The following is a 17964-nucleotide window of genomic DNA, read 5'->3' on the forward strand; positions in this document are numbered from 1 at the left end:
CGAAAGACTGAAACCGCACTCGCTATCAAGCGCCCACACTTATCGGCTGTTAGTTTTTAAAGAGCACATCGCAAGACATTCACCACCTCAACTTCTGTCTTGCGTCGCTGCATCAGCAGCAGAGAAACGAGATTATGACGGGCCGATGATCTCCTCGCAAGCCCCCCACGCAAATTATTTTCTGAAGCCTTCAATACGGAGATTGCGAGCGTGGAAAGCCTTTACCGATCTTTCCACGCTCGATAATCGCCCGACGACTCAACTTCCAAAGAACGGCGTGCAGAATCCCGCAGGCCCGACGCACTCCGACGACGGCATCGAACCATGCTTCATCGACATCGGCGTGCGCATCGAGCCGGATCCGGAAGATGCGCCGCCGGCACTCGTGCCGCCGTAGGCTTCGTTCGTCGCGTTCGCATTCTTTTGTGCAGCGACCTTTGCTTCCGCGGCCTGAATATCGGCGGGATAGTCGGCTTGCTCTCCCATGGCGGGCGAATAGCCGGCGTGTTCGAGCTGGACCAGCTCGGCCTTCACTTGTGCGCGCGTCAGCGGAGCGTTCTGGCTCTGCGCGAAAACAAACGTGGGCGCGGCGACAACGGCGAGGGAAACGACGAATTTGGCGATGGCGTTCATGATGTTCACACTCCGACAGAAAAGGTTGACCGGATCGCACGCGATCCACGAACCTCATCGAACGCACAGGGCCCTTGCGCGGCTTCGACTCACTCGATCCAGGTTTCAAGCGTAGAGGCTTCGATTGGTTAACCCGGACATGCCGCGATCTATTCCCACGTCGACGCACGATTTGCGTCGAACGTAAGCCGGCGTCGAAGGAAGTGAAGGATGGGAGCGCGGCGGACGAACCGGATGAGGAGTCCGGCAAGGCGCCAGCCAGCGCCCGTCCACCGCGATCGAATTGTGACGCAAGCCACCGCGAAGATCATCGCTGCTCGCGTTGAAGATGCCTTGCCGATCTCGCAACAATGACGCCTGCGAAGCCGATGCTCAATGCGCGTCCGGCACGAGATGCACGCGCTTCTCGGTCGCGGCTTCGACGGCCGAGCGCGAATACAGCAACGGAAAGTACTGCCCGTCGAGCCACATCTGCGCGAGATCGCGGTAATGCGGGTTATCGGGGTCGCCCGATTCGCCCGGCAGATTCACCGCGCGCGAGTTGTCCCAGTTGCCGACATCGACGACCACACGAAACGAAGGCCCGTTGGTCTCGCGGAAATCGCTCGCACGATAGGTCGACTGATTCGGCGTATAAGCGCTGCCTCCCTTTCCGATAGGCCCGACGTTAAGCTTCGCGCGCATATCCGCATCGACGACATCGGCCAAAGGATGCGCGTTCAGGTTCGTCTGCAGCTTGCCCCATTGCCACCGACTTGCATCGTCGCCTTGCAGATGCCGCATTTCACCGTAGGCATCCCGCAGACTCGAAAGCAGAACCGCATCGCGTCTGGCTTGCGCGTTATCGCCGAAACGCGCTTCAGGATGTTCGAGCGTATCGAGCATCACGGCCGTATCGGGAGCACCGAACGATGCCGCCGCGTTCTTCGGCAGCACCGCTTCCTTGAACGTGCGTCCGAGATGGCGCGACAGCCACACTTCTTCGAGCGCGGCCTGCGGTGAATCCGCGCCCATGTGCGCATCCCAGCCTTTCAGCATCGCGAGTGCGGCGCGCGTGTCTTCGTCATCGCTCGAAAGCGGTGCGAGCAATGCGACGAGCCTGCGCGCCGGAATCGAAACGATATCGTTCTGCAAGCGCTCCGAGTCTTCGATCGACACCTTGGGCAGCGACTTCAGCACCTCGTCGATACGCTGATGCCGCGAGCCGTTGGTCCACTCGAAACCGAGCTTGCGCTCGGCATACGGATAACCCGCCGGCAGATTCATTTCATTCGACGTGGTGAAATAGGCTTGCGCGGGGTTATAGACGGAGGGCATCGCGTCGCGCGGCCAGAAGCCCGCCCATTCGTAGCGGCCATCGCCGGGAACGGGCATGAGGCCATCCCAGTTCGGGCGTATCGGCGCGAGTCCGCTTGGCACCCAGCCTATGTTGCCGTCCTTGTCCGCATAGACCTGATTGACGGTCGGCGCGCCCCAGGTCGCAAGCGAAGCCTTGAATTGCGCGTAATTCTTCGCGCGCATGTAGCGCATCGAATCGAAGTACGGCGACATTCCCGGCGACAGCCACGCCGTGCGCACCGCGAATGCGCGATGTTTGCTTTCTTCGCTATAGATCACTGGCCCGTGGCGCGTGAACAGCAATTCGGCGTTGACAGGCGACCCGTTGCGCACCGCGATCTGCTCGTGGACGACGCGCATCGGCTCCCACTTGCCCTTGTATCGATACTGCCGTGGATCCGCCGGGTTCAGCTCGTATACGTAGAGATCTTCCTGATCGATATTGAAGATCGTGAGACCGTAGGCGATCGAACCGTTATGCCCGATCGAAATGCCCGGCGCAGAAGGTTCGCCCGCACCGATGATATCGAGCGTCGGCGTGCTGATCTGCTGAATGTACCGGAGGCTCGGCGCCGCGTACGCGCGATGCGGATCGTTCGCCATGATCGCGCGCCCCGTTGCCGACTTCGATGGCGCGACCACCCAGTTGTTGCTGCCTTCGGTGACTTCCTCGGGATTGCCGGCGGCGGCGATCAATGTCGTCGATGCATCCGCGCTTTTCATCGACTCCTTCGTCACGCGCACGCCTTGCGTCGCGAGCGTGAAGACCTTGAGGACATCGTCGGGGAGACATGGATCGAGGCCGGCAGGCATCTGGGCTTTCCACTGCGGCTGAAGGCCGAAGCGCAAAGCATCCGCATCGAGCGAACTCTTGCACGTGACGCGCGCACGCGCCACTTCACTCGTCAGGTTTCGCGTGAGACCGTGACTGCGAATGCGCACGATGTCGTCGGCATTCCATTTCGCCGGCCAATAGCCGATCTTGCGAAATTCATAGGGCATGCGATCCGGATGCGCCGCGAGCCAGTCGATATATGCGTTGACGCCTGCCGCGAAGCGCGTCGCGGCAGGCTTCGCATCGGGACCATAGCGCTGCCATTCGGTCGCCATGTCGCCACGATAGAGAAAGAGGCGCGTGGCCTTGTCCTGCTCCACGTAGGCCGGGCCGAATACTTCCGAGAGCTCGCCGAGGCCGCGCCTGCGCCACAGATCGATCTGGAACATGCGATCGCGTGCCGCGTTGAAGCCTTGCACGAAGAACGCGTCGCTGTCGTTGGCCGCGTAGATGTGCGGTACGCCCCAGCGGTCGATCAGAATGTCCGATGGCTGTGAGAGCCCCGCGACGGCAATCGTTTCGTCCGCAGGCGCATCGGCGAGCGCGACTTGCGCCGCAAGCGGCCCGAACAGCGATGCGCCGATCGTCAGCGCAAGCAGGCGTTGTCCCTTTCTTCCCTTCATCGTGGCGTCTCCGTTGTTATCGATGTCAATTCACGCGGATATCGCAATGTTATGCGAATGCTGCAAACGCGCAAAGGTTACATCCAGAGACGCCAATTCGAAAACGATGTCGAGCGATAGCATCTTCATTCGTCGACATGGTAATGGCGCAAACGAAGAAGCGCGCGCCGTGACAAAGGAGATACCCGATGACCATCCCTGATCCGATATCGATAGCGAAGCGCGTCTATGATGCTTATGTCACGAAAGACCGTGATGCGATCGAAGCATTCGTCGCGGACGATTTCCACTTCACGAGTCCACGCGACAATCGGCTAGACCGGGCGACCTACTTTGCGCGATGCTGGCCGAATTCGCGCGCGATCGCCGATTTCACGTTCGTCCATCTCGTGCGCGATGGCGAGCACGTGTTCGTCACGTACGATCTGCGCATGAAGGACGACAGCGCGTTTCGCAACACGGAGGTTCTAACCATTCGTGATGGCAAGCTCATCGAAGCCCAGGTCTTCTTCGGATGGATGATTCCGCACGAAGCATCGGAGGGCGGATCGCTCTAGACGCGGCATGTCATTCGTTCTGGCGCGGCTGTTCCTGCAAGGCCGCGTCGCGGATGACTTCCGCAAACTTCTCCAATGCCTGTAGCGGACCACTCACGCTGTTGTATTCCTGGGTGCCGATCCGGCCTTCCAGCACCACCGAAAAGCCGCAGTCCTGCGCGATCTTTAGAAGAGTGTCCATGTCGCTGTCTGATTCGCCTCATTGCAGTATCGGCGAAGCACACGCGATGCCTGCCCACGCTTACGTCCTGCTCTCGTCGTCCCGCCTGCACGCGTTTGTCCGACGAGTTATGCGAGGCGGCGCACTAACAACGTGCGCTCGCACTCGTACGCTTTTCATCGAATCTTCATAAATGGACGGAGAAGTGTCGCGTGAATGCTTTTGACACGTCGATCCAGACTTGGCTCGTGCATATCGCGGCCTCGTCCGTCATTTTTACTCACGCTGTCCACGCGATCGCCGACTTTTACCTGACAAAAGGCGTCATGCCACTGGCGATTCTCTGGGCGATCTGGTTCAAGGCCGGCGACTCCCAGCAATGGCGACGCGAGATGGTCGTCGCCGTTCTCATGTCGGGTTTCATTGCGTTTCTGCTCGGCAGGCTCGCTGCGCTCGCGCTGCCCTTTCGACTGCGCCCCGTCTACGATCCGAATATTCACCTGACCTTCCCGTTGACGAACGAGACGGGCAGTTTTCTGCGCATGTGGAGTTCCTTTCCCAGCGATCATGCCGCCCTGTGGATGGCTATCGCAGCAGGCATCTTTCTCGTCTGGCGATGGATCGGCGTACTCGCGATTCTGCACTGCATCATCCTCGTGTGCCTGCCGCGCATCTGTCTCGGGCTGCACTATCCGACCGATGTGATCGCGGGCGCGGCCATCGGCGCGGTCTCGGCATGGATCGTCACGCGCGCCCCGCTGCGCTCGCGCTTTGCGCCGTTTTTCGTGCGGTTCATGGAACACTGGCCCGCCGTGGGCTATATGCTCGCGTTCCTGTTCTTCTTCGAACTCGCGACCATGTTCGACGAGCCACGCCTCATCGCCTCTTTCATCGTCAAAGCGCTCTAAACCCCACGCCAGGCGTCTCGCCGGCGCCGTCCTCTCCTATGCTTGTCTTGTACGCAGAAGCGTGCGTCCCACGCACCCACCGCTTGACAGTAACGACTCGACTCGTTTATTGTTTGGTACACCAACCAAGACACTGAACGATACCTGATCATGGAGCGCGCCATGAGCCGCATGACCGGCATAACCTTCTACCTGCTTCTCGCCACGGCACTCGCGGCGTGCTCTCATCAGGACCGCGACGTCTATCAGGGCTACGTCGAAGGAGAGTTCGTCTATCTCGGTTCGTCGCAATCGGGCAAGCTCGCCGCGCTCTCCGTCTCGCGCGGGCAAACGGTCAAAGGGGGCACGGGCACGTTCGCGCTCGAATCCGTCGATGAAACCGCCGCGCTCGATCAGGCGCAACGCCAACTCACCGCCGCGCAGTCGCAACTCGAAGACATCCTCACAGGCAAACGCGCGCCGGAGGTCGCTTCGGTGCGCGCGCAACTCGCGCAGGCGCGCGCGAACGCCCGCAAGGCCGCGTTGCAACTGAGCCGCGACGAGGCGCAGTTCAGTGCCGGCGGCATCGCCAAAGGGCAACTCGACGATTCCCGCGCCAATGCCGATGCCGCCGCCGCGCAAGTGCGCGATCTCGCCGAACAGGTCGATATCGCGCGCTTGCCCGGCCGTCCTCAGCAGATCGAAGCGCAGCGCGCGCAGGTGGCCGCGGCGCAGGCGTTCGTCGTCCAGGCTCAATGGAAAGTCGATCAAAAACGTGTCGCGGCGCCGGCGGACGGGCTCGTGTACGACACGCTCTATCGCGTCGGAGAATGGGTGCAGGCGGGCACGCCCGTCGTGCAGATGCTGCCGCCGCAGAACGTGAAGGTGCGCTTCTTCGTGCCGGAGAACGCGGTGGGCGGTCTCGCGGCGAGGCGCGCGGTATCGATTCATTGCGACGGCTGCGCGGAAGACGTGCCCGCGAAGATCACCTACGTGTCGAATCAGGCGGAATACACGCCGCCCGTCATCTATAGCAACGAAAACCGCGCGAAGCTCGTGTTCATGATCGAGGCGCATCCTCAGCCCGCCGATGCGGCGAAGCTTCATCCCGGCCAACCCGTCGCGGTGAGGTTGCAATGAACGCGCAGGACACGCCCTACGTCATCGACGTCCACAACCTCAACAAGCGCTTCGGCGACAAGCACGTCGTCAACGATGTGTCGTTGCAGGTCGCGCGCGGCGAAATCTTCGGCTTTCTCGGTCCGAACGGCAGCGGCAAGACGACCTCCATCCGCCTGATGTGCGGCCTGCTCACGCCCGATTCGGGCAGCGGCACATGTCTCGGCTACGACATCGTGCGCGAGAGTGAGGAGATCAAGCGCAACGTCGGCTATATGACGCAGCGTTTTTCGTATTGGGAAGACCTGACCATCCGCGAGAATCTCGACTTCGTCGCGCGCATGTATCAGATGAAGAACCGCCGCGAGGCCGTGGATCGCGCGCTCGAAGCGCTGGGCTTGCAGAGCCGCGCGAAGCAACTGACGGGCTCGCTCTCGGGTGGATGGAAGCAACGGCTCGCACTCGCCGCATGCATGCTGCACGAGCCGAAACTGTTGTTGCTCGATGAACCCACCGCGGGCGTCGATCCCACCGCGCGCCGCGACTTTTGGGAAGAGCTGCATCGTCTCGCTGCGAAAGGCATCTCCGTGCTCGTCAGCACGCATTACATGGACGAAGCCGAGCGTTGTCACAAGCTCGCGTATATCGCTTACGGCAAGCTGCTCGCGCAGGGCACTGCAAACGAAGTCATCGCGTCGCAGAATCTCGCTACGTGGAGCATCCACGGTCAGCATCTCAGTGCGCTCTCGGAACGCTTGCGCAAGACGCCCGGCATCGACCAGACAGTCGTGTTCGGCTCGGCGCTGCATGTGAGCGGCAGCGATCACGCAGCGCTCGAACAGGCCGTGCGTGACGCGACGAAAGACGGCGCAACCCATGCGGAGCGCATCGAGACCGGGCTGGAAGACGTCTTCATCTATCTGATGAGCCACTCGACCGACAACTTCAAGGTGACGTCATGAACGCGCGCGGCGGCTTCGCACTGTTCGCGCGCTTCTCCATCACGCGGTGGTGGAGCATCGTGATCAAGGAGTTTCTGCAGCTACGGCGCGACCGCATCACGTTCGGCATGATCGTGGGTCTGCCGATCGTGCAGCTCGCGCTCTTCGGTTATGCGATCAACACGGACCCGAAGCATCTGCCGACAGCCGTGATCGTCGGCGATCAAAGTCCGTTTTCGCGCAGCTTCATCGCCGCGATGGAGCACTCCGACTACTTCGATATCGTCGAAACGTTGCCCGACGATGAAGCCGGCCGCCGCGCGCTCGCGCAAGGCCGTGTGCTTTTCGTGCTCGACATTCCCGCCGACTTCTCGCGCAAGCTGTTGCGCGGCGAGCGGCCCGCGCTGCTCGTCGAAGCCGACGCCACCGATCCGAACGCGGTCAGCAAGGCGAGCAATTCACTGTCCTCGCTCGTGCAGTCGGTGGCGAGCAAGGACCTCACCGGTCCGCTCGCGCGTTTGAATGGAGGGCCCGCCGCGTTCGACGTGCAGGTCCACAACCTCTATAACCCCGAAGGCATCACGCAATACAACGTCGTACCGGGCCTGATGGGCGTGATCCTCACGATGACCCTCGTGATGATGACGGGCCTCGCGATGACGCGCGAACGCGAACGCGGCACGATGGAGAACCTGCTCGCGACACCCGTGCGCCCCGTCGAAGTGATGACGGGCAAGATCGTGCCCTACGTGTTCATCGGCCTCATTCAGGCGACGATCATTCTCGCGGCCACGCGCTTCGTGTTTCATGTGCCCTTCGTCGGCAATCCGCTCGCGATCTATCTCGCCGCGCTGCTGTTCATCGCCGCGAATCTGACGGTGGGCATCACGCTGTCGTCGCTCGCGCAGAATCAGCTTCAGGCGATGCAACTGACCATGTTCTACTTTCTGCCGAACATCCTTCTTTCGGGCTTCATGTTTCCGTTCGCGGGCATGCCCGCGTGGGCGCAGTTCATCGGCAATCTTCTGCCGCTCACTTACTTCAACCGCCTGATACGCGGCATTCTGCTCAAGGGCAGTGGCTGGGCGGACCTGTGGCCTTCGGTCTGGCCGATGGCGCTTTTCACCGTGATCGTGATGGGCATTGCGCTGCGCTTCTACCGGCGCACGCTGGATTAGGGAGACGTCGATGAAACCGCTTCTTTCCCTTTGCGCGCTCGTGTTGTGCGGCTGCACGGTCGGCCCCGACTTTCACGAGCCCGCGCCGCCCGACACGCAGAGCTATGTCAAGACTTCCGTGGCGACGCAAGGCTTTCCCGCCATCGATCATGCGTTGCCGCGCTGGTGGACACAATTCGGCTCCGATGCGCTGAACCGTCTCGTCGATCGCGCATTGAACGATAGCCCGACGCTCGAACAAGCCCGCGCGAAGCTTCTGCGAGCGCGTGAAGACTATCGCGCGCAAGCCGGCGCGACATACTTCCCCGCCGTCGATGCCTCGCTTTCCGGCACGCGCCAAAAGGTGGACCCCGCCGCGTTCGGCGTGCCCATTCCGAGCCCCGGACCTTTCACGCTCTACGATGCATCGGTCAGCGTGTCGTACACGCTCGATGTCTTCGGCGGCGAGCGGCGCGCGCTCGAAGCGTTGCGCGCGCAAGTGGATTACCAGTCCTTCGAACTCGACGCGGCGCGTCTTTCGATCGCGGGCAATGTCGTCGCGAGCGCGATCCGGCGCGCTTCATTGCAGCAGCAGATCACGCTTACCGAGCGCCTCGTCGATGCGCAGATGAGGCAGTTGTCGATCATGGAAGGCCGCCTGCAAGCGGGCGGCGTCGCATCGTTCGATGTGCGCAGCCAGCGCACGCTCGTCCAGCAAACGCGCGCGGGTCTGCCATCGCTCGTCACGCAGCGCGATCAGGCCGATCATCGGCTTGCGGTGCTGCTCGGCGTCGAGCCGTCCGTCGCCGATTTCGATGCGATCACGCTCGATTCGCTGCGTCTGCCGGACAGCGTTCCGCTCACGCTGCCTTCGACGCTCGCGCGCGAACGTCCCGATATCCGCGTATCCGAGGCGCTGCTGCATCAGGCGAGCGCGAATGTCGGCGTGGCGACGGCCGATCTCTATCCGAAGTTCTCGTTATCGGCGGGCGTGGGAAGCCAGCGCACGAATATCCACGACATGCTCAACAGCCTGAACGTATGGAATGTCGGGCTGAATCTCACGCAGCCGCTGTTTCATGGCGGCGAACTGCGCGCGAAGAAGCGATCGGCGGAAGCGGCCTACGATGCAGCCATGCAAGGCTATCGACAAACCGTGCTGGAAGCCCTACAGCAAGTCGCCGATAGTTTGACCGCGCTACAGAACGACGCGAGTACCGTGCAGTCGCGCGAGATCGCGGCGAGCGAAGCACGAGCGAATCTCGATACCACGGGCGCGCGCTACACGGCCGGCGGCGTGAGCCGTTTCGATCTGCTCGACACGCAACGCCAGGCGCTGCAAACGCAGCTCGATTACGCGGTCGCGCAAGCGAACCGCCTTTCGGACACGGCCGCGCTCTTCCAGTCGCTGGGCGGCGCCGGTGAAGACACGAAAGCCGCGATCAAGCCGTTTGCATCCGCGACTAACTAGCGAGCATCCCGAGCCGATGCTTGAGCACCTTGCCGCTCGCGGACACCGGCAGCGCATCGAGAATGCGGATCGAGGAAGGCCGCTTGTACGGCGCGAGCCGTGTGCTCACCCATTGAGCGAGTTCGCGTTCGTCCGCCATGCAACCCGGCCTCAGTTCGACGAACGCGAGCACATCCTCATTACCCACCGCGCTTCGCCCGATCACGGCGGAATGCAGCACGGCAGGATGACTGTTGAACGCCTGCTCCACTTCGGCGGGATACACGTTGAAGCCAGAACGGATGATGAGTTCCTTGCTGCGTCCGACGATATACAGATTGCCGTTCTCGAAGCGCGCGAGATCGCCGGTTTTGAGCCAGCCGTCGGCGGTCACCGTGGCCGCTGTTTGCGCCGCATCGCGGTAGTAGCCGAGCATCACGTTCGGGCCGCGAATCCATAGTTCGCCGGTATCGTCGGCGTCGTCTGCTTGCGCGAGCGGCACGATGCGCGCCTCGACGCCCGGTATCAACGGACCGACGGATGAATCGCGTGCCGGCGTATCGAGAAGCGTGTTCGAAACGGTCGGGCTGCTTTCGGTCATGCCGTAGCCGTTGTGCAAGGGCACGCCGTAAAACGCTTCGGCAGCGGCCTTGAGCGTCATGTCGAGCGGCGAGCCGCCGCAATAGACGAATCGCAGCGACGGCGCATTCAGCCCGCCGCGCGGCGTGAAATGATCGATGAGCTTCGCGTGCATCGCGGGCACGCCCTGAAAGATCGTCATGCGTTCGTCGCTGAGCACGCGTCCCGCGCGCTGGGCATCGAAACGTGCCGCGAGCCGCAACGACGCGCCCGCATGGAGCGAGCCGAGGCACATGGACGCAAGACCGAACACATGCGAGATCGGCAACACGGCATAGACGCGATCGCTGGAACTCACGCGGCGCAGCGTGCTCGATACCGCCGCGACGAAGAGCAGATTGCGATGCGACAGCATCACGCCTTTCGGTGCGCCCGTCGTGCCCGTCGTGTAGATGAGCGCCGCGCATTGCCGGTCCGAAGGCAGGCCGTGCGGTTCCTGCGTGGAAGCGTTATCGACGGCACTTAGCGCGAACGCGCCGATCGGCGTTGCTTCGAGCGATTCGATCGCGGCGCCATCGCGTTGTGCATGACGCGCGGCATCGTCGGATGCTTCGACGGTATAGAGCGCGATGCGCGGCGTCGCATGCGCGCGGATCGCATCGAGCTCGACGGCGGACAGCCGCGCATTCGCGACGAGCGCCCATGCATCGAGACGGCTCGCGGCAAAGAGCGATGCGACCAGCGCGACGCTGTTCTCGCCGATCAGCATCACGCGATCGCCGGCTCGCACGCCCGCCGCTGCAAGACGCGCGGCGAGTGCATCGACGACATTGTCGAGTTGCGCATACGTCAGCGTGCGCGCGTCCTCATGCAACGCGATGTGATCGGGATGCGCCTGTGCGCCGCGCGAGACGATCGCGTCGATGCGCGCGGGCAGCGACGCGATGAGCTTGTTCGTATCCATATCGGGCGATACCGTTCGTGACCCTGAGGCCCGAATGATAACGCTCATGCATCAACCCGCGAAACGCGGCTCCGGAATGCCGCGCACACCGAGGCCCGTCACCGCGAACAAGCCGCCCTTGTCGCGCTCCTTCTGCGGAATGCCCCACATCGGACGGCCCATCGTCGATACATAGAGGATGTCGAGATTCGGTCCGCCGAACATCACGCTCGTCAGATTGCGCACCGGGAACGGCACGATGCGATCGAGCTTGCCGTCGGGTGCGAAGCGCAGAATGCGGCCGCCGAACACGAGCGCGGACCAGACGTAACCTTCCTCGTCTACGGTCGCGCCATCGAAGGTGCCGGCCATGTCGTGCGCGGAGACGAACAAACGCTTGTTCGTCGCCGCGCCGGTTTCGATGTCGTAGTCGTACGCGTACATCTCCTTGCTGTATGTGTCGGTGAAGTAGAACGTCTTGTTATCGGGGCTCCAGCATGGGCCGTTCGAACAACTGATGCCGCTGTCGAGCCGCGTGACCTTACCATCCGTATCGAGCCGGTAGAGTCCACCGCTGCGCGTCGAGCGCTGGCCGCGATCGGCGTCGTAGCGATCGAAGTCGTAGGACATCGTGCCCGCGACGAAGCGGCCACGTCGATCCACCTTGCCGTCGTTGAAACGCGTCTCGGGATCGTCGCTTTCCGGGTCGGCGATGAACTGCACGGTCTGCGCGTCGAAGTCGTAGAAATGCAGGCCGTTGGCGAGCGCGACCACCGCGCCGCCTCGCTCGCGCAAGGCCATCGAGCCGATATGACGCGGCACGAAATAACGCTTCACGTCGCTGCCATCGGCACGGCAGCTATAGATCTCCGCAGCCGTGCTGTCGATCCAGTACAACCGCTCCTCCTTGACGTCCCAGAGCGGCCCTTCTCCGAGATGATTGTTCGCATCGACCAGCAAGCGTACTTCGGGCATCGTCGTCTCCTTGGGTTAGGCTTCACCGTCCTCGATATCGCGCCGATGTGCGAGCAACGCCATCAGGCGGCGATCGCGCCAGCGGCTGCGTTCCTCGATGCGCTCGCGCGGCAACACGGCGCGGCGCTCCGTATCGAGCTTCTCGAGCGTGTCGGCGGGCCAGTCGAACGGCTTGCGCCCCGATGCGATCGTGCGATATGTGCCACCGTAACGCGCCGCGTAATCGGCCACGCCGTCGGGCGCGTTCAGGTCGATCGTTTCGAACGGCCCCATGAACGACCAGCGCATCGCGAGCCCGTCGCGGATCACGGTGTCGAGATCGGCGGCGCTCGCATAGCCTTGCTCGTAGAGACTCAACGCTTCGTCGAGCAGCGCGCCTTGCAGGCGATTGAGCAGAAACCCCGAAATCTCCCGGTTGACGGTCACGGGCTTTTGTCCCGCTCGTTCGTAGATGGCGCGGGCGCGTTCCACCGTGTCATGCGAAGTCCACGGCGCGCCGCACAACTCGACGAGCGGCACGAGCGACGGCGGATTGACCGGATGCGCGACGAGACAGCGCGCGCGGCCTTCGATACCTTCCGTGAAGGTCGATGCGGGCAGGCCCGAGGTCGAACTCGCAAGCAGCGCATCGGGCTTCGTCAGGCGATCCAGTTCGACGAACAACGCGCGCTTCGCCTCCACCACTTCCGCGATGTTCTCCTGCACGAGATCCGCATCGGCGACGGCATCGGCGAGGCTTTCGCATGTGGTGATGCGTGCGACGATCGCGTCGACGGGTTCATCGATCAGATCGAAGGACGCGAGATCGTCCAGGCTCTCGCGGATCGACGGAATCGCGCCGCTGAGCATCTCCTTCGATGCATCGTGAATCTTCACGTCGAAGCCGCTCTTCGCGAAAACGATCGCCCATGCACGGCCGATGCGGCCCGAGCCGATCACCGCAATGTTCTTCGCTTGCATCTGTGTGTCGCCCTCATTCGAGTTGGTTCAGCCTTTCTTGTCCCGCAACGTGATGACAGCGGCCAGCACGACGAGCCCGTTGATGATGTCCCGCACCGCGGGCGGCACGGTGGTTCCCGCGAGCAAGGTCCCGAGCGCCGTGAGCAGCAGCGCGCCGCCGAACACGCCGAGATAGTGCCCGCGACCGCCCGTGATGAGCGCGCCGCCGACCACGACCACGGCAATCGAAGGCAACAGATACGGATCGCCCATGCCGAGAAACGCCTGCGAGCTGAACCCCGCGAGCAGCAGGCCGACGATCGCCGAGCAAAGACCGGAGAGGCAATAGACCGCGATCAACGTCGTGCCCACGCGCACGCCCGAGAGCTTCGCGGCGACAGGCGAATTGCCGACCGCATACACGCGACGCCCGAATGGCGTGCGATGCAATAGCACCAGCGCGACGGCGAGAAACACCGGCACGCTCCACGCCGCGAGCGACAGCGGCCCGACCCGTCCGTTGGTGAATTCGCTGATCGCCGAGGGCGACCATCCTTGCGGCGAACCGTTGCAATAGATAAGCGTGAGGCCCTGCAGCAAGCCGTTCGCGGCAAGCGTGACGACGATAGGCGGCAAGCCGAGCATCACGACACCCACGCCGTTGAACACGCCGACGAGCAGGCCGACGAGCAGCACCACCGGCACCGCCCACGCGGCCGCGCCGTTCATGCCGTGCGTGAGCCCCGTCAACAGCACGCCGGATAGCGTGATGAGCCAGGGCATCGAGAGATCGAGTCCGCCCGTCAGAATCACCGCGCCCTGCCCCAGGCCGAGAATCGCGAGAAACAAGGTCAGCGTAAGCAGGCTCGTGTAGAAGTTCGCGCTGACGAGCACGCCGGGGCCGTAGACGAAGCCCGTGATGATCACCACCGCGAAGAACAGCAGATACGCCGGAACGACATACTTGACCCATTCGCGATTGCGTTCGATCCAGTCCGCGATCGGACGGCCCTTCAACTCCGTGTTCTCGACCGGACGGAAATCGTCGACCTCGAACGTGACGCGTCGCGCGTGACTGTCGTCGCGCGCGCGTGTTCCGGTTCGTATCGCCTTGAACCACTGCGCGGCGTGACGCGCGCATTCGTTCGCCGCCGATTGCTTGCCGATCGACGAACCGAGTACCGCGAGCATCAGGATCACGGCTTCCGCGATCGTCGTGAAGAACGCCGACACGTTCAGCACGAGCAGGATGTTCACGGTGATCATGAGCGTCATCGCGGCGAACACGGTGCCGACGCAGCCACCGCGCCCGCCGCCGAGCAGCGTGCCGCCGAGCACGACGGCTGTGAACATCGACAGCAGCAAGGGACGGCCGACGAGCGGATCGGCGGAACCCGTCTGCGCCGATACATACAGGCCCGCCGCCGCGTAGAACATGCCCGCGAGCGCATAGGTAGAGATGCGATAGCGCGTGACCGGCATGCCGTTCGCGTACGCGCCATCGGGATCGCTGCCGAGCGCATAGAGACCCACGCCGAAGCGCGTGCGCTTGATGAACGACCAGATCAGCAACGCGAGAATCAGCAGGGCCGCGGACATCGGCATCTTGTCGGGGATGAGATCGGCCGTGAGCACCGCGCCGAACTGGTCGCCGACGCTGCCGCCCGGCTTGTTCTGGATCAGCAGCGTGAGGCCCTGCACCATGAACATCGTCGCGAGCGTGACGACGATCGATTGCAGGCGAAACCATGCGATCAGCGCGCCGTTCACGAGGCCGATGCCGCCGCCGATCGCGAGAATCAGCGCGGCGCCCGCCCATTGTTCGACGGGCGATCCCTGCACGAAGCGCACCGCGAGCACGTTGGCGAGCGACACGACCGCCGACGCCGACAGATCGAAACCGCCCGACAACACGACGATCGTCTGACCGATCGCCGCGAGCGCGAGCGTGGTCGCACTCGAAATCACCGAGCCGATGTCGTAGAGCCCGACGGGCGTCGCGGACAGCGCGACCCATCCGGCGAGCATCGCGAGCAACGCGCTGATCGCGATGATGAGCCCGCGATGATGATCGATGCGCGCGCCCCAACCCACGCGCGCGCCCGGCCGCACGACCTCGCTATCGGGCGACGCAACGGCTATCTTCATGAGCAACCTCTCAACTGGAAAGCATCTTGCGCATCACGTTCTCTTCGCTGAGCGCGTCGCCGGTCAGCTCGCCGACATTGCGGCCGCGATACATCACCGAGACGCGATCGCATACGTTGACGAGTTCGGGCACATCGGTCGAATAGAACAGCACGGAGCCGCCCGCCGCCGCGAACGCGCGCATCAACACGAAGATCTGATGCTTGGTGCCGACGTCGATGCCGCGCGTCGGATCGAACATGAGCCACACGCGGCTTTGCGTGAGCAGCCACTTCGCCATCGCGATCTTCTGCTGATTGCCGCCCGAGAACGACAGACAAGGCTTGTAGAGCGCGCGCGGATTCACCTCCATCTGCGCAAGCGAGCGGCGTATCGCGGCCTGCTCCCGCTTTCGGTCGATGAGGCCGAAGCGCGAATAGCGGCCGATCACCGGCAGCGACACGTTCTCGCCGCCAGGCAGACGCAGGAACAGCCCTTCGGTCTTGCGATCCTCAGGCAGGAAGCTCGTCGATACGCCGGCCTTCAGCGAATCCGCCGTGCAGGTGAGCGTGACCGGCTTGCCGTCGATGCGTATTTCGCCATCGTCGATATAGGTCGCGCCGAAGAGCGCCTCGAACAGCTCGCGCTGCCCCATGCCCTGCAGTGCCGCGATGCCGTGCACTTCGCCGGGCTTCACGGCGAGATCGAAATCGGTCACGACGCCATCGACGCGAACATTGCGCGTCTCGATCGCCGGCGTCGCGTCGCTTATCACGGAAGCGACCTTCGGCGGATACTTCGCCTCCATCGAGCGGCCGATGACGAGGCGGATCACTTCGTCATCGGAGATATCGGCGGCGTCGAAGGCGCCCACGTCGCGGCCATTGCGATACACCGTGAGGCTGTCGCAGAACTCTCGCACTTCCTGCATGCGATGCGAGATGAACACGAAGGTCACGTCGCTCGCCTTCAGTTCGTCGATGCGCCTCGAAAGCCATGCGACATCGCGCCCCGACAGCGCCGAAGTCGGCTCGTCGAGCAGCAGCACTTTCGGGCGGCGCACGATCGCCTTCGCAATCTCGATCTTCTGCCGCACCGGCAACGAAAGATCGCGGATATACGCGCCCGGACGCACATCCGGCAGTTCGAGCCTGTCGAGCCATTCCGCCGCCTGCCGCTGCGCGTCGCGCTGCCTGATGCGCCCGAGAAAACCCGTCGGCTCGTAGGACATCAACAGGTTTTGCGCGACCGTGAGATCGCGCACGAGCGTCATCTCCTGAAACGCGGTCTGCACGCCCGCGCGATGCGCGTCCTTCGGGCTCTTCATCGTTACATCGTTGCCCATCACGCGGATGCTGCCCGCATCGGGCTGCATCAATCCCGACAACAGCTTGACCGTAGTGGACTTGCCCGCGCCGTTCTCGCCGAGCAGCGCATGCACCGCGCCGCGTTTCACCGAGAACGACGCGCCATCGAGCGCGACGGTCGCGCCGAAGCGCTTCGTCACCTTCGACAGATCGATCGCCAGTGATGCGTCGTTCATCGTCATGCCTCGATCTCAGTCCTGATTACCCGTCAAGGCCGCGTTGAAGCCCACTTCCTTCGTGTCTTCCGAGTAGATGTCCGCGAACCAGCCCGGCGGCACCTTGTCCGGCGGGAACGCGGTGCAGCCCGCCTTCAGTTCGTCGATGCTGCCGGTCTTGCAAAGCTTCGACTCCGAGGTCAGCACGAGCGGCAGCTTCAGCGTCACGCGCGCCGGAAAGTCGCCGCCGTCGAGCTTCTTCACGGCCATCTTGAGCGCCATCGCGCCGGAGTACGGCGGCGCGCCGTAGGAGATCGAGCGATAGCCGATCGAGCGATAGCCGCCCTGTCCCTTCACTTCACCGGGCGGCAACATCTGCACGCGATGCCCGTTCGACGATTCGCCCGCGCACGGCTTGATCTTGTCGTCGGCGATGCCGGCTTCGAGCTGCATCGACGCCGCCGTGAAGCAACCCACCTGCATCCACAGGCCGTCGATCTTGTCCCAGCTATTCGTCGCGAGGATCTTCGAGAGCTCGGTCTTCGCGGTCGCCTGGCTCCACATGCCCGTGCCTTCCGCGACGATCTTGATGCCGGGGAACTTCGCGAACACGGCCTTCGCCGCTTCGGTGCGCGCGCGGTCCACGGACGTGCCCGGCACGCCCGTGATCATCACGACGTTGCCTTTGCCGTTGAGCGTCTTGGCGAGCCATTCGGCGGTAACGGTGCCGGCCTGATGCTGATCGATCGTCACGTTGTGCGCGCACGGCTCGGTCACTTCGCCGTCATACGCCGCGACGACGACGCCCTTCGAGCACGCATTCTTGATCGCGCGATTGAGCGCTGTCGGCGAGATCGGATAGATGACGATGGCCTTGGCTCCGGCCTGCACCATCGAATTGATCTGCTGGATCTGCTTCTGCGCATCGGTGCCCGCGACCTGCACTTCGAGATCGACCTTGTCCTTGAGGGCGGGTGTATTGGCCATCGCCTTGACCATGTTCGCGGCTTCCGTCTGCCAGTCGTTGCCGACATAGCTCATCGACAAGAAGATCTTGTACTTGCCGGCCGCGTGCGCCTGGCCCGAGACGGCGAGCGCCGCCGCGAACGCGAGGCCGAGCGCGGCCCGTCCCGCATGACGAATCGACTGCGTCAATGCTTTCATGTCTTCCTCCGGTCT

General features: G+C 63.2%; 15 protein-coding genes. 6 read left to right on the forward strand and 9 right to left on the reverse strand.

Going from position 1 to position 17964, the window contains the following annotated elements:
* Positions 1–258 precede the first annotated feature (258 nt).
* Positions 259–633, reverse strand: coding sequence for a DUF4148 domain-containing protein (locus PQR08_RS21275; RefSeq protein ID WP_250485061.1), 375 nt, complete (start codon positions 631–633; stop codon positions 259–261).
* Between the two features lie 372 nt (positions 634–1005).
* On the reverse strand, positions 1006–3429 hold the full coding sequence (locus tag PQR08_RS21280) for a penicillin acylase family protein (RefSeq protein WP_250485062.1): 2424 nt from the start codon (positions 3427–3429) through the stop codon (positions 1006–1008).
* 188 nt (positions 3430–3617) lie between these two features.
* Here PQR08_RS21280 and PQR08_RS21285 point away from each other — a divergent pair, with 188 nt between their 5' ends.
* Entirely contained in the window at positions 3618–3986 is a 369-nt protein-coding gene (locus tag PQR08_RS21285; protein WP_284509061.1) for a nuclear transport factor 2 family protein, read from the forward strand.
* Positions 3987–3996: 10 nt separating this feature from the next.
* On the opposite strand, the gene PQR08_RS21290 is transcribed toward PQR08_RS21285, so the two are convergent.
* Entirely contained in the window at positions 3997–4167 is a 171-nt protein-coding gene (locus PQR08_RS21290) for a hypothetical protein (RefSeq protein WP_238295049.1), read from the reverse strand.
* A 191-nt stretch (positions 4168–4358) separates the two neighbouring features.
* Here PQR08_RS21290 and PQR08_RS21295 point away from each other — a divergent pair, with 191 nt between their 5' ends.
* From PQR08_RS21295 to PQR08_RS21315, 5 genes are all read left to right on the forward strand, one after another.
* Complete coding sequence (locus tag PQR08_RS21295) at positions 4359–5054, forward strand: phosphatase PAP2 family protein (protein ID WP_250485063.1); 696 nt, start codon at positions 4359–4361, stop codon at positions 5052–5054.
* A gap of 162 nt (positions 5055–5216) precedes the next feature.
* The gene (locus tag PQR08_RS21300; protein WP_250485064.1) at positions 5217–6173 is read left to right on the forward strand and encodes an HlyD family secretion protein; all 957 of its coding nucleotides are present in this window, start codon (positions 5217–5219) and stop codon (positions 6171–6173) included.
* Positions 6170–7114: an ABC transporter ATP-binding protein gene (locus PQR08_RS21305; protein WP_250485065.1), complete on the forward strand. Its 945-nt coding sequence runs from the start codon at positions 6170–6172 to the stop codon at positions 7112–7114. The genes PQR08_RS21300 and PQR08_RS21305 overlap by 4 nt, the downstream gene beginning before the upstream one ends.
* The gene (locus PQR08_RS21310; protein ID WP_250485066.1) at positions 7111–8271 is read left to right on the forward strand and encodes an ABC transporter permease; all 1161 of its coding nucleotides are present in this window, start codon (positions 7111–7113) and stop codon (positions 8269–8271) included. Before PQR08_RS21305 ends, PQR08_RS21310 begins: the two co-directional genes overlap by 4 nt.
* Before the next feature lie 10 nt (positions 8272–8281).
* A complete protein-coding gene (locus PQR08_RS21315; protein ID WP_250485067.1) occupies positions 8282–9721 on the forward strand; it encodes an efflux transporter outer membrane subunit in 1440 nt (479 codons plus the stop codon).
* Here the strand turns inward: PQR08_RS21315 and PQR08_RS21320 are convergent.
* The 6 genes from PQR08_RS21320 to PQR08_RS21345 are packed head-to-tail and all read right to left on the reverse strand — an operon-like array spanning position 9714 to position 17949.
* On the reverse strand, positions 9714–11243 hold the full coding sequence (locus PQR08_RS21320) for a class I adenylate-forming enzyme family protein (RefSeq protein WP_250485068.1): 1530 nt from the start codon (positions 11241–11243) through the stop codon (positions 9714–9716). The genes PQR08_RS21315 and PQR08_RS21320 overlap by 8 nt on opposite strands.
* Before the next feature lie 51 nt (positions 11244–11294).
* On the reverse strand, positions 11295–12197 hold the full coding sequence (locus PQR08_RS21325) for an SMP-30/gluconolactonase/LRE family protein (RefSeq protein WP_187605593.1): 903 nt from the start codon (positions 12195–12197) through the stop codon (positions 11295–11297).
* Positions 12198–12212: 15 nt separating this feature from the next.
* Positions 12213–13157 (reverse strand): 3-hydroxyacyl-CoA dehydrogenase, encoded by a 945-nt coding sequence (locus tag PQR08_RS21330; protein WP_250485069.1) that lies wholly within the window; start codon positions 13155–13157, stop codon positions 12213–12215.
* Between the two features lie 27 nt (positions 13158–13184).
* Positions 13185–15284 carry an ABC transporter permease subunit gene (locus PQR08_RS21335; RefSeq protein WP_238218339.1) on the reverse strand — a complete coding sequence of 700 codons (2100 nt, stop codon included), beginning with the start codon at positions 15282–15284 and terminating at the stop codon, positions 13185–13187.
* Positions 15285–15294: 10 nt separating this feature from the next.
* Positions 15295–16806, reverse strand: a complete 1512-nt coding sequence (locus PQR08_RS21340) for a sugar ABC transporter ATP-binding protein (protein ID WP_250485070.1) — start codon at positions 16804–16806, stop codon at positions 15295–15297.
* A 15-nt stretch (positions 16807–16821) separates the two neighbouring features.
* Positions 16822–17949, reverse strand: coding sequence for a sugar ABC transporter substrate-binding protein (locus tag PQR08_RS21345; RefSeq protein WP_035510627.1), 1128 nt, complete (start codon positions 17947–17949; stop codon positions 16822–16824).
* Positions 17950–17964: the final 15 nt, after the last annotated feature.

Source organism: Caballeronia jiangsuensis (genome assembly GCF_046030135.1).
In the GTDB taxonomy this organism is placed as follows: Bacteria; Pseudomonadota; Gammaproteobacteria; order Burkholderiales; family Burkholderiaceae; genus Caballeronia; species Caballeronia jiangsuensis.